The organism is Deinococcota bacterium, assembly GCA_030858465.1.
Lineage (GTDB): Bacteria > Deinococcota > Deinococci > Deinococcales > Trueperaceae > JALZLY01.
In genome coordinates this window covers 1-11,679 of the sequence record JALZLY010000385.1, presented here as the reverse complement: position 1 = coordinate 11,679, position 11,679 = coordinate 1, and the positions used below count along the sequence as shown (strand labels likewise).

The 11,679-nt window shown below is 64.5% G+C and carries 13 protein-coding genes; 7 read left to right on the top strand and 6 right to left on the bottom strand.

Going from position 1 to position 11,679, the window contains the following annotated elements:
• Positions 1-190, bottom strand: a 190-nt coding sequence (locus tag M3498_19005; GenBank protein ID MDQ3461358.1) for a DNA recombination/repair protein RecA, incomplete at its 3' end; no start/stop codon positions are given.
• A 76-nt stretch (positions 191-266) separates the two neighbouring features.
• Complete coding sequence (locus M3498_19000; protein MDQ3461357.1) at positions 267-1,496, bottom strand: competence/damage-inducible protein A; 1,230 nt, start codon at positions 1,494-1,496, stop codon at positions 267-269.
• A gap of 582 nt (positions 1,497-2,078) precedes the next feature.
• On the opposite strand from M3498_19000, the gene M3498_18995 reads away from it, so the two are divergent.
• The 4 genes from M3498_18995 to M3498_18980 all read left to right on the top strand — a co-directional run bounded on the left by M3498_18995 (position 2,079) and on the right by M3498_18980 (position 7,846).
• Positions 2,079-3,512, top strand: a complete 1,434-nt coding sequence (locus M3498_18995; GenBank protein MDQ3461356.1) for a sigma 54-interacting transcriptional regulator — start codon at positions 2,079-2,081, stop codon at positions 3,510-3,512.
• 90 nt (positions 3,513-3,602) lie between these two features.
• Positions 3,603-4,853, top strand: a complete 1,251-nt coding sequence (locus M3498_18990) for a VWA domain-containing protein (GenBank protein ID MDQ3461355.1) — start codon at positions 3,603-3,605, stop codon at positions 4,851-4,853.
• A gap of 120 nt (positions 4,854-4,973) precedes the next feature.
• A complete protein-coding gene (locus tag M3498_18985; GenBank protein ID MDQ3461354.1) occupies positions 4,974-5,978 on the top strand; it encodes a hypothetical protein in 1,005 nt (334 codons plus the stop codon).
• Positions 5,979-5,980: 2 nt separating this feature from the next.
• Positions 5,981-7,846, top strand: coding sequence for an ATP-binding protein (locus M3498_18980; protein ID MDQ3461353.1), 1,866 nt, complete (start codon positions 5,981-5,983; stop codon positions 7,844-7,846).
• 50 nt (positions 7,847-7,896) lie between these two features.
• Here M3498_18980 and M3498_18975 read toward each other — a convergent pair whose 3' ends face one another.
• From M3498_18975 to M3498_18965, 3 genes are read right to left on the bottom strand one after another with little or no spacing between them, the layout of a single operon-like run.
• On the bottom strand, positions 7,897-8,190 hold the full coding sequence (locus M3498_18975) for an AzlD domain-containing protein (GenBank protein MDQ3461352.1): 294 nt from the start codon (positions 8,188-8,190) through the stop codon (positions 7,897-7,899).
• Positions 8,187-8,906: an AzlC family ABC transporter permease gene (locus tag M3498_18970; GenBank protein MDQ3461351.1), complete on the bottom strand. Its 720-nt coding sequence runs from the start codon at positions 8,904-8,906 to the stop codon at positions 8,187-8,189. The genes M3498_18975 and M3498_18970 overlap by 4 nt, the downstream gene beginning before the upstream one ends.
• Before the next feature lie 32 nt (positions 8,907-8,938).
• A complete protein-coding gene (locus M3498_18965; GenBank protein ID MDQ3461350.1) occupies positions 8,939-9,184 on the bottom strand; it encodes a helix-turn-helix transcriptional regulator in 246 nt (81 codons plus the stop codon).
• 101 nt (positions 9,185-9,285) lie between these two features.
• On the opposite strand from M3498_18965, the gene M3498_18960 reads away from it, so the two are divergent.
• Together M3498_18960 and M3498_18955 are read left to right on the top strand one after the other, a co-directional pair.
• Positions 9,286-9,903, top strand: coding sequence for a class I SAM-dependent methyltransferase (locus M3498_18960; protein ID MDQ3461349.1), 618 nt, complete (start codon positions 9,286-9,288; stop codon positions 9,901-9,903).
• 129 nt (positions 9,904-10,032) lie between these two features.
• The gene (locus M3498_18955; protein ID MDQ3461348.1) at positions 10,033-10,221 is read left to right on the top strand and encodes a type II toxin-antitoxin system HicB family antitoxin; all 189 of its coding nucleotides are present in this window, start codon (positions 10,033-10,035) and stop codon (positions 10,219-10,221) included.
• A 356-nt stretch (positions 10,222-10,577) separates the two neighbouring features.
• Here M3498_18955 and M3498_18950 read toward each other — a convergent pair whose 3' ends face one another.
• Positions 10,578-11,207 (bottom strand): SDR family oxidoreductase, encoded by a 630-nt coding sequence (locus tag M3498_18950; GenBank protein MDQ3461347.1) that lies wholly within the window; start codon positions 11,205-11,207, stop codon positions 10,578-10,580.
• A 229-nt stretch (positions 11,208-11,436) separates the two neighbouring features.
• On the opposite strand from M3498_18950, the gene sbcD reads away from it, so the two are divergent.
• Positions 11,437-11,679, top strand: a 243-nt coding sequence (gene sbcD, locus M3498_18945) for an exonuclease subunit SbcD (GenBank protein ID MDQ3461346.1), incomplete at its 3' end; no start/stop codon positions are given.

Genomic DNA, 11,679 nt, shown 5'->3' with positions numbered 1-11,679 from the left:
TCTCGACGACGCGGCCTCTGGGCACGCCGCCGACGCCGAGGGCCAAATCCACCGACATCGAGCCGGTGGAGATGACGCCCTGGTCGAGGATGCCGCTGTCGGTGCCCAAGCGCATGATGGCGCCCTTGCCGAACTGCTTTTCGATCTGGTGCATGGTCGTGTCGAGGGCTTTTCTTCGTTGTTCGTCCATAGCTCTAAGGCCTCCGTGTAAAGTCATGCAGGTGTCGTATGGGCTCGAGGGCTCGGAAACAGACTTCGGAAACAGCCTAGAGTACGGACCACAAGAGCGCGAGCGCCGCGAAGGTGGCTCTCTCTCTAATCATGTCCCGGCTCAGCGCGGGCAGGTGCAGGGTCTTCACGCGGTGACCCTCGGGGGAGGCCACGGCCAGGTGAACCTGACCGACCTCTTTGCCTTCACTGCTCTTGGGTCCCGCCACCCCGGTGGTGGCGAGCCCGTAATCGGCTCCTAGCTGCCGAGCACTCGCTTCCGCCATCGCCAGCGCAGCCTCTTCCGAGATGCTGCCGGACGCCTCGAGCACGCGCTCGCTGACGCCGAAAGCCCTCTTCGCCTGCGCCGTGTATGCTACCACGCCGCCCGCATAGACCGCTGACGCGCCCGGCACCGAAGAGAGCTCGGCGCCCACGCTTCCGCCCGTCAGGGACTCCATGGTGGCGACGGTCCTCTGGGCGGCCGCCAGCTTGTGGCGGATGACCTCGGGCAGCGTGTCCTCGTTCTCTCCCCAGACGTGCCCCGCCAGGGCCTCGCGCACCCTCGCCACGACGGGCCCGGCCAGCACCCTGGCCGCCTCCGTCGTCTCGGCCTTGGCGGCGACGCGGAGGTGGACGCCATCGCGCTTGGCGTAAGTAGCGGCGCTCGGGTTGGCGCCCAGGGTGAGCTCGCCCAGCCTTTCGGCGAGCAGCGACTCACCTAAGCCGTAGGTCTTGAAGAGGTGGATGAACAGCGCCGACTTGGCGATGGGCAGCCGCGGCCGCACCTCGTTCAGCCACATCGGCACAAGCTCCTTGGGTGGACCCGGCAGGGCCACGAGGATCCGCTCCTTGCCCGCCATCCTTTTGCGGACGTACCAGCCGGGCGCGGTGCCGTTGGGATTGGCGAGGCTCTCGGCGGAGGGGATAAGCCAGGCCTGCTTGAGGTTCTTTTCGGGCATGGCCCGGCTGAACCTGGTGAAGAGCCTGCGCAGCTGGGCCTCGAGCGCCGGCTCTACCGCCGGCGTCTCGCCGAGCACCCGGGCGACGGCCTCGCGGGTGAGGTCGTCGTCGGTGGGACCCAAACCGCCACAGAGCACGACCAGGTCGCTGCGGGCGAGGGCCTGCTCGAGGGTGCGCGTGAGCCTCTCCAGGTTGTCGCCTACGCGCAGCGACCAGTAGACGTCGGCGCCCAACTGCGCCAGGTCTTGGGCGAGCCAGGCGCTGTTGGTGTCGATAATTTCGCCGAGGAGAAGTTCGGTGCCGACGCTGATCAGTTCCGCTTGCATCTTGCCTCCTTGAGGCGGGGGTTGGGAAGGGGCTGGTAGCTGAAGGCTGGACCAAAGGTCAGCCCGGTCTCCAGATGGCCTCGAAATTGGATGAAGGACAGGGCTTCCTCTGCCAGGCTGTGGGCGCTAGAGGAGGGGCGAGCGAAGGCTGGCTTGTAAGAGTTCGGTAACATGGCTTACACTAAACTACCATCATGTTCAGCCCCAGGCTGAACGGCGAATGAGACCAAAGACATCTCCTCATTCCATCTCCTCTCCCCAGAACCCTGCGTCCCCCCCCACGCAGGGTTCGCTTTTGGGTCGTTGGGTACAGCAGGGTCGGGTATAGCAGGGTCGAGCTTTGACGTCGAATTTGACGTTCTCGTTGACCTCAGAAAGTTGTTATCCTCGCCAGACTGGACTCCCTTTGTCTCCGGCAGGAGCCGGAACACCTCTCCTATTTTCGTTACCGGCCTGACCCGCGATCCCCCGTGGGGTTAGGCCTTGGGTCGAGGACGCTGCAAGGGGGCCCACAGAAAAGCGTCATGGGGAGTGCTAGAGTACGGCTAGCACACCTGCTCCACGGGGCAAGAGGGAGACTGCATGAAGGCAAGCACCTTAGGGGATCTGCGCCAGACGCCCTGGCAGGCCAAGGCCGGGCGCAGCATCAAACAGGAACTCCGCGACAATCTGATCTGCAGGCTGAAGGAAAACCGCCCGGTCTTTCCGGGCATCGTCGGTTACGACGACTCGGTGGTGCCGCAGGTCGTCAACGCCGTCTTGAGCAAGCATAACTTCATCCTCCTGGGCCTGCGCGGCCAGGCCAAGACCCGCATCCTGCGCCAGCTCACCGAACTCCTGGACGACGAGGTGCCCTTTATCAAAGGCACCGAAACCCACGACGATCCCTTTCACCCGCTCAGCGCCGAGGGCAGGCGCATCGTCGCCGCCGAAGGGGACGGTACGCCCATCGGCTGGCTGCCCAAGGAGGCGCGCTACGTTGAAAAGCTGGCGACGCCCGACGTGACGGTGGCGGACATCGTCGGCGACATCGACCCCATCAAGGCGGCCAAGCTGGGCACCCGCATCTCCGACGAGCTGAGCGTCCACTACGGCCTCCTGCCCAGGGCCAACCGGGGCATCTTCGCCATGAACGAGCTTCCCGACCTGTCGGGCAAGGTGCAAGTGGCGCTCTTCAACATCATGCAAGAGGGCGACGTGCAGATCAAGGGCTATCCGATTCGCCTCAACCTCGACGTGCTGCTGGTCTTTTCCGCCAACCCCGAGGACTACACCGCGCGGGGCAAAATAGTCACGCCCTTAAAAGACCGCATCGGCTCGGAGATCCGCACCCACTACCCGGCCACCGTCGAGGAGGGCATGGCCATCACCCGGCAAGAAGCCTGGATCAGCCGCGGCCGCGAGGTCAAGGTGCCGTCCTTTATGGCCGAGGTGGTCGAAGAGGTGGCCTTTCAGGCGCGCGACGACTCGAGGGTGGACAAGCACTCGGGCGTCTCGCAGCGCTTGCCCATCAGCCTCCTCGAGAACGTGGTGTCCTCGGCCGAGCGTCGCGCCATCTTGCTCCGCGAGGACGTGCCGATCGCCCGCATAGCCGACCTCTACAGCGCGCTCTCGGCCGTGACCGGCAAGCTCGAGCTCGAGTACGAGGGCGAACTGAAGGGCGGTGAGGCGGTCGCTCGTGACATCGCGCGCCGGGCCGTCGGCAACGTCTTCGGCCGCCGCGGCAGCGGCCTGGTGCTCGAGTCCATCGTCGAATACTTCGAGGGCGACAACTATCTGAAAGTGCCCGACAACATCACGACCGCGGAGCTGCCGGGGGTGGTGAACAGGGTGCCCGGGCTCTTGGACGCGGCCAGGGAACTCGCCGAGGGGCGCGGCAAGGACGACTTGGGCGCCAGCGCCGAGTTCGTGCTCGAGGGCCTCTACGCCCGCAAGCAGATCGCTCGCAGCGAGGAGCGCGGCTACAGCGCCCCCGAGCCCGAAGCGACGCAGATGCCGAGAAGGAAATGGAACTAGCTGGGGTCTAGGGTCTAGGGTTTAGGGTTTAGGGGATTGTCTTTCCCCAGCCCCAGCCCCAGCCCCCAGCCCCTCCTCCAAAGGAGGCCCATGCCTACCACCCGCTACTCCAAATACGAGGCTACCTTAGACGATCTCGACACCAGCGAGCTCATGAAGATGCTCCAGAACCGCCTCCTGGAGTCCGGCTTCCAGCGCAACCCCTGGGACCCCGACCCCGACTACCAGCAGACCATGCAGGACCTCTACGAAGCTATCGCCGAGGCGCTCGTCAACAACGACCTGATCCCCGATGACATCCTCGAGGCGGCCATGAACAGCGAGAACTGGCTCGACTCCAAGCTCGGCGAGATGGTCAAAGAGCTGGCGCAGCGGCTCGAGCGCGAGGGCTACTTGCGGCCCCAGGGCGGCGACCCTGGCGAGCCCGGCCAGCCCGGTCAGCAGGGCGGCACGGGACCCGACCGTGAGCCCGGTCAGGTCAAATTCGAGCTGACCAACAAGGCCATCGACTTTTTGGGCTACCGTACCCTCAAGGACGTCCTGGGCGGCGCGGGCAAGTCTTCGATCGGCGCGCACGAGACCAAGTTCGAGACGACCGGCGTCGAGACGAGCGCCGGCACCAAGCCCTACGACTTCGGCGACACCATGAACCTGGATATCAGCCAGAGCCTCTTGGGGCCCGCCGCCAGGAGCATGGAGAGCGGCCGGCTCGACTTCGAGGAGGGCGACCTCCAGGTTATCCAGTCCGAGTACAACTCGTCGGCGGCGACCGTGGTCATGCTCGACTGCTCACACTCGATGATCCTCTACGGTGAGGACCGCTTCACCCCCGCCAAGCAGGTCGCCCTGGCCCTGGCCCACCTCATCCACACCCAGTACCGCGGCGACACCATCCAGTTCGTGCTCTTTCACAACTCCGCCGAGGAGATTCCGCTCGCGCGCCTCGCCCAGGCCCAGGTCGGCCCCTACCACACCAACACCGCCGAGGGCCTGCGCCTCGCCCAAAAGCTCTTGAAGCGCCAGAACAAGGACATGAAGCAGATCGTCATGATCACCGACGGCAAGCCCTCGGCCATCACCCTGCCGGGCGGGCGCATCTACAAGAACGCCTACGGCCTGGACCCGATGGTCCTCGGCGAGACCCTGCGCGAGGTGGGCAACTGCCGCCGGCAGGGCGTCCAGATCAACACCTTCATGCTGGCCCGCGACCCGGAACTGATCGCCTTTGTGCAACGCGTCTCGTCGATGACGCGTGGCAAAGCCTACTTCACCACCCCCCACACCATCGGCCAGTACGTGTTGATGGACTTTCAGTCGCGGCGGACGAAGATGGTCAACTAGCCCCGCCAGCGCTACCGGCCGGATCTTGGTGGCGGTGAGGAGGGGCTCGAGTATGGGTGGACAAGCTGAAGGGAGATTTTTCTTGGCGGCGGGGTGGCGCTTTGGGGTATCCTTGGCACTATGCGCCTGCGACTGGACCCTTGGGCCGCGGAATACAATACCGCCTATCAGGCCGAGTTTTCCCCGCTGCCTAAGGAACTAAGGGTGGACCACGGCGTGGAGTGTGCCGCCGCCGACTGGCAGGCGCTCAGCCCGCCGCACACGCGGCCGCTGTGGCCGGAGTTGCTCTTTTTGGACGGCCGCCGCCGCACCGAGGCGCGAGTCTTGGCGGAGGACGACCGCGAGAGGCTCGCATTTGGCGTGCTCGGTTGCTACGGGGTGGGCGCGGTCTCGTGCTGCCCGGAGGGAAGCCGCCGCGCGGTCTACGCGGACTGCTGGGAGGTGCGGCGCATCTGCGCCCTCAGCAGCGGCAGGCAGATGGTGAACTTTCCAATTGAAACAACCTTGAGTTCTCAGTACGGGCTCCTCGAGTACACCGTGGTGTCGACGGCCGAAAACGACGTGGACGCCGTCTTGCACAAGCTCCAGAGCGAGATGCTGGCCGCCGAGGAGCGCCTGGCCGCGCGGCTCTGCGGCGACTGCGCCAACGCGCTCGTCATCGTCGACGGGCCGCGGCCCTTGACCAGCCCGAACCGGAACCTCATCGGCTACGTCAAGACCATCCACGAGGTCAAACTGGGCCGCGAGCAGCTGGCGGTAGTCTGCGCGCTCGAGCAGGGCGAGCGCTCGCCGCTCTACCTCGTCGAGGCCAGGGGGAGCTATTACTACGAGTGGTTCTTGCGCCTGCGCGACCCCCGGCCCTGGCTCTACAGCCTGGCCGGGATGGTGAGAATGCAGGCTTACGCCGGAGCGGAGCCGGCGGCGACCTTGGGGCACGCGCAGCACATCGCGGACTGGAGCTGCGCCGCCCTGCCGCGCTTCGCCAGCGCCGCTTATCAAGACCCCCGCGCGCCCCAGCAACTCCTGCCTATCCGCGCCCTCGAGGCCGAATTAGGCCGCCGCATGGGCAGCGCCGAGGTTATCCGGCGGCGCATCACGCGGCACCTGTCCACGCTAGGAGCCTGAAGATGGAATCGAGGGAGCCCATCGGCATGATTCTCGGCACCGAGGACGCCACCCCCATGCAGTTCTGGTTCGGCGTCGCCGACGGCGCCAAGGTGCAGCTCGACGACATCATCGTCGTGGAGGTGAGAGATCCCGCCGACGAGGCCGAGAGCGTCCGCTTCTACGGTGTCGTCGACGAGGTGCGCAAGCGCCTCGAGGGTGTGCAGTTCGACTCGGACACGACGATGGTGGTAGAGGGCCTGATGCCCGCCAACGTCGCCTACGCCGCCCACGTCCTGGTCACTCGCGTCGAGCCCGAGGACTTCATCCCGCCCGGCCCCGGCGACCTCGTCTACATGGCCGAGGGAACGGCGCTCGAGAAGGCGCTCTATTTGGACAACATGGAGGCGCCCCTGCCCTGCGGCGTCTTGCGCAACGGCGAGCCGGCCTTCTTGAACTACGACTTCATCAGCGGTCAAAAGGGCGCCCACATCAACATCTCGGGCATCTCGGGCATCGCCACCAAGACGAGCTATGCGCTCTTTTTGCTCTACAGCCTGTTCAACGCTCGCAACATCAGGACGGGCGGCAAGCTCCTCGCGGGCGCGGCCAACACCAAGGCGCTCATCTTCAACGTCAAGGGCGAGGACCTGCTCTTTCTCGACCAGCCCAACAGCCGCTTTGTCGATGAGGAGAAGAAGTGGCAGGACAAGCGCAAGATGAGCAAGAACCGCTTCGAAATCTGCGATCTGCCCGCGGCCGCCTTTGGCCGGGTTAGCTGCCACGCCCCGGCGATGGAAGGCCCCAGCCTCATGCCCGACTCCAAGCAGGCCCAGGGTAAAACCGAACCCTACCTCTGGACCCTGCGCGATTTCACCGCGGACAGAATGCTGCCCTTCGTCTTCACCGACCGCGACGCCATGACCAACCTGGGTTTTCTCTTGAGTCACGTCGAAGAGAGGCTCTTCAAGCTCGCCGAGAGGCAGAAGGGGCCGGACCTCGAGGTCGAAGAGGGCGACGGCGACTTCCGGCCGGACGGCGAGTCCGGCTTCCGGGGCATGACCCGCATCGGCGACGAGGACACGCTCGACATGGACGGCCTGGGCCTGGCGGCAGGCCGCGCCCGGCTCAAGAGCTTCGACGAGCTGGTGCGCTACTTGGAGTACAAGCTCCTCTTAAAGGACGCCGGCGACGACGACGGCAACCGCGGCGGCGACCGCGCCTGGACCGCCAACCAGGCCAAGGCTACCCGTGAGGCCTTTATCCGCCGTTTGCGCGGCGCCGCCAAGCACGTGAAGCGGCTCGTGCGCGGCGACCTGTCGAGGAGCGAGATAGCCCGGAGCCGCCTGAGCGTCCTCAACTCCGAGTCGCAGGTCCACGTCGTCGATATTCACCAGCTCGCGCCCTTGGCGCAGATGTTCGTCGTCGGCGTGCTCCTGCGCGGCGTCTTCACCGAGCAGGAGTCGCGCAGCGGCCGCCATCAGGTCTTCATCGTCTTGGACGAGCTCAACAAGTACGCTCCGGCCGAGGGCGACAGCCCCATCAAGGACGTGCTCTTAGACATCGCCGAGCGCGGCCGCAGCATGGGCATCATTCTTATCGGCGCGCAGCAGACGGCCTCCGAGGTAGAGCGGCGCGTCGTCGGCAACGCCGCCGTGCGGATTGTAGGCCGCTTGGACGCCGCCGAGGCCGAGAGGAGCGAGTACCGCTTTATGCCCGGCTCCTTTCGGGCTCGCGCGACTATTCTCGCGCCCGGCACCATGATCGTCCATCAGCCCGACGTGCCCAGCCCGATGATGGTCAACTTCCCCTTCCCGGCCTGGGCCACGCGCAAGAAGGAGGTGCTCGAGGACGTGAGCGACGAGGCGGCGCTGGATATTTTAGGCTGAGCGGTATGTTACGCGCTGCCTGATCATACTGGCATCTCCAACTTCTATGTCTAAAGCAAGCGCAGCAGCCAAAACGCCGCCATCCCCACGGCAACTCCTACCCACAAACTCCGCACCCGCCACAACACCAGCCCAGCCAGCGAGGCCGCGACGAGGCGAATGCCTAAGTCTCCTTCCTCCCCGGGCAAGGCGGGCACGATGAGCGCGCCGAAGACCGAAATGGGCACGAAGTGCAAAAAGCGCAGCCAGAACCCGGCCACCGGGCGGCCCGAGAGCACAAAACCCAAGAGCCGCGGCCCGTAGGTGACGAGCGCCATCAGCAAGATGACGGCGGTAGCGTTCACCTCAGGGCCTTAAGGTCGGGTGGAGCCTCAGCCCCTTCGCCCCGCGTCCACCACGCCCCGAGGAGCGCCCCGAGCACCCCGGCGATGAGAATGGCGACGCCGCTGCCCACGATCGCGGCGGCGAAGAGCGCGGTAAACCCTGCGGTGACGGCAATAGCCAGCTCTAGCCACCGTTTTAGGAGCGGCACGAGGAGAGCCAAAAAGGCGAGCGGAAAGATAAAATCGACCCCGATAGTCACGGGGTCGGGGACGGCTTCGCTCATGAAGCTGCCGCCGAGCGTGCTTAGGTTCCAGACAGCGAAGACGCTCAACTCCGTGCCCAACAAGAAGGCCAGGTTGCGCGGACCCTGCGAGACCGTGACGCCAAAGGCCTCGTCCGTCAGAAAGTGAGCGGCGACAAGCCGTTCCGGCCAGGACAGACGGAGCCTCTGCCCTAGCGAGAGACCGTAGAGACAGTGGCGCGCGTTGATCAAGAAGGTAGTCAGGATGATGGAAGCGCCCGTTGCGCCGGTCGCGAAGAGGCCCGCCGCGCTGAACTGCGCCCCGCCTGAAAACACGAGGAGGCTCATGAGCTGGGTCTCGAGGAGGCTCAAGCCCGCGCTCCGCGCCGTGACGGCGTAAGCGAGACCAAAGGGAATTATCCCGAGCCAAAGCGGCAAGATGGCCCTAAAGCCGCTGGCAAAGGATGCGGATGCGTCGCCGGACGTTCTTACCATTCCCTTACCCTAAAACGCTCTGAAGGCGGTGTCTAGGAGGATGTTGCGCTTTGCGCGAACTGTCCGGGCGTAACCCCGACGAGGCGCTTGAAGTGGCGACCCAGATGACTCTGGTCGGTAAACCCCGTGCACGCCGCGACCTGCGCGATCCTTTCTCCTTGCGCCAAAAGCGTTTTGGCTATGCCGATGCGCCTTTGGATTTGGTAGCTGTGGGGGCTGAGCCCTAGCTCGAGGCGGAATACGCGGAGCAAGTGGTAGGGGCTTAAGCCGGCTACCATAGCGAGCTGCTCGAGAGTAACCGCCTCCACGGCGTGCGCCTCCAGATAGTCTCGAGCGCGGTTGACCTTGCGGTGCTCCTTAGCGGCGGGCCGGGTTCGCTGTGACCGGCTTGGACATCGTCCCTGGAATGTTAGCGCGGGCGCGCAGCAAATCTGCCGGCCTGTCCACACGCTGGGTGGAAGGGGACGCACGCACCTTTGACCTTGGCGAGCACTTTCGCCTCATCTTTCTGATCGGCAACGCCTTCCAAGCTTTTCTGACGAACGCCGACCAGGAGAGGCTGCTAGAACGCGTGCGCGCGCACCTGCACGACGAGGGTCTGTTTGCTTTCGAGACTCGCAACCCGCGCTGGGCCAACTCCGAGACCCGCGATAAGGAATACGAAGGCCTGTTTGCCTTCCTCGAGACCCGCGATGAGGAAAAGGATTGGGGGACCTACACCGACAGGAGCGGACGTGCCGTGCGTGTATCGAGGACGCAAGCCTACGACCATGTCGCCCAAATCCTGCACTGGACAACCTACCGACGCTGGCGCGAGAGCGATCAGGAGCAAACCAAGGTCACGCGCATCGCGTTGCGCTACACCTTCCCGCAGGAGCTTGCGGCGCTGCTGTACTACAATGGCTTCAGCATCCTCTGGCAGTACGGCGATTGGAATGGGGAGCCGTTGACTGCTGCCAGCAGAAGCATTATCGTGGTCTGCCGCAAGCGCACATGAAGGAGAGCGAACCGAAAATTGACAGTGGTTTTAGGTACGCCTCGCATAGCACGAGCGTTACTACTACCGTGGAGTGCCGTTGAATTCAGCCGTTAAGCGCTTCCGCTCGTTTTCGGCTACAATACGAACATGAAACAGAGGTACGTTTATTGGCAAGACGAAGATATGTGGCTAGGCTATTTAGAGGAGTTCCCTGATTCCTGGACTCAGGGTGAAAGCGAAGATGAGCTTCGAGAAAACCTTGTTGACATTTATAGAGACCTGAGTAGCGGTAGCATTCCCAGTGTTCGTCGTGTTGCAGAACTTGAAGTTGCGTGAAACACAGAGTCCTCGTTAAGCAGCTCGAGGAGAGGGGTTGTGAGTTGTCTGTGTTCTATAATCAAGTGTATGAGCGATGTTCCATCCATCCGATTGGATAAAACCGCCCTCTCCGTCGCGTCGCTTGAGGCTAGCTCTGATGATAAAGCTTACTGGCGAGGGCGCACGCCAGAAGAGCGCCTCGAGGCTATCGAGCTCATGCGGCAAGTGAACTATGGCTACGACCCTACTACCGCCCGACTTCAAAGAGTTCTTACGGTTACTCAACTCCAAGGGCATTGAGTATCTTCTTATCGGTGGCTATGCGGTAGGCTATCACGGTTATCCGCGTGCTACGGGCGACGGGTCTCACTCCTTTAGCTGCTGACCATCGGCGCTTGGCGCAGGTAGCCGTCGTCTTTTAGCTGCTTGAGCATAAAGTCCGCCACGTCGGCTCGTGACGCCCTCGTCCCCGAGCCCTTGCCGACGTAGCCGACGCGGTACTCGCCCGTCTTGGGGCCGTCGGTCAGCATCGGACCGCGCACGATTATCCAGTCGAGACCGCTCCCTTTAAGGACCGCGGCGTGGCCTTTGGCGTCCTCGAGCACGCGCCTCGAGATGAGCTTCATCACCCCGACGATGGCCCGGTCGATAACCTTCGGCTCGTCCTTGGGGTCTCTCACGCCCGCGCCGGTCAGGCTGACCAGGCGGCGGACGCCGTGCTCCTTCATGGCCGTGACGATATGGCGGCTGGCGACCGTCTGCATGTCGGCGGGCGTGTTCTTGGTATGGCCCAGGGCGACGAGGACGGCGTCCGCGCCTACGACGGCCTCGCTCACCTTGGCCGCGTCCATGGCGTCGCCCTGCACCAGCCTGAGTCGCTCGTGCTCGACCACCAGCTTCGCCGGGTCGCGGACAAAGGCGGTGACGTCGTGGCCGACGTCCAAGGCTTGGCTGACGAGGTGCCTGCCGGTCTTGCCGGTCGCGCCGAAGATGGTCAGCTTCACGGGCGCGCCCCGGCGCTACGGCGACGGGACCCGGCGGCCCTCCTGGCTGACGTGCTCATGCTCATGTCCATAACATGAGCCTAGCACGTTATGGTTCATTTTCGGCGGATGTTGACAGGCGAGGTGAACCAGCCCGAGGCCCGCGAGCCTCAGTGATAGAGCTCGAGACCTCTGCGGCTGGACCTCGCGCCGCTGCCCGTCGCCGACCAGTCTGCGTTAGACTGGCAAGGTGAAGATTCTCCACACCGCCGACTGGCACGCCGGGCGCACCCTGCACGGGGTCGACCGCACGCCCGAGATCCGTGAGGCCCTGCGCGAGATCGCCGCGCTCGCCGTCGACGAAGAGGTGGATCTCATCTTGGTGGCGGGCGACCTCTACGACAGCAAGCGCCCGGGTCCCGAGGCCGAGGAGGCCGTTTACGAGTTTTTCCTGACCACGGGGCGCGCGGGCATCCCTAGCGTGGTCATCGCC

What these genes read in the sequence shown, in the direction of transcription:
- M3498_18990 (MDQ3461355.1), top strand. Translation starts at nt 3,603, where the DNA reads ATGCCTACCACCCGCTACTCCAAATACGAGGCTACCTTAGACGATCTC.
- M3498_18955 (MDQ3461348.1), top strand. Translation starts at nt 10,033, where the DNA reads ATGAAACAGAGGTACGTTTATTGGCAAGACGAAGATATGTGGCTAGGC.
- M3498_18965 (MDQ3461350.1), bottom strand. Translation starts at nt 9,184, where the DNA reads ATGGTAGCCGGCTTAAGCCCCTACCACTTGCTCCGCGTATTCCGCCTC.
- M3498_18970 (MDQ3461351.1), bottom strand. Translation starts at nt 8,906, where the DNA reads ATGGTAAGAACGTCCGGCGACGCATCCGCATCCTTTGCCAGCGGCTTT.
- M3498_18980 (MDQ3461353.1), top strand. Translation starts at nt 5,981, where the DNA reads ATGGAATCGAGGGAGCCCATCGGCATGATTCTCGGCACCGAGGACGCC.
- M3498_18985 (MDQ3461354.1), top strand. Translation starts at nt 4,974, where the DNA reads ATGCGCCTGCGACTGGACCCTTGGGCCGCGGAATACAATACCGCCTAT.
- M3498_18995 (MDQ3461356.1), top strand. Translation starts at nt 2,079, where the DNA reads ATGAAGGCAAGCACCTTAGGGGATCTGCGCCAGACGCCCTGGCAGGCC.
- M3498_19000 (MDQ3461357.1), bottom strand. Translation starts at nt 1,496, where the DNA reads ATGCAAGCGGAACTGATCAGCGTCGGCACCGAACTTCTCCTCGGCGAA.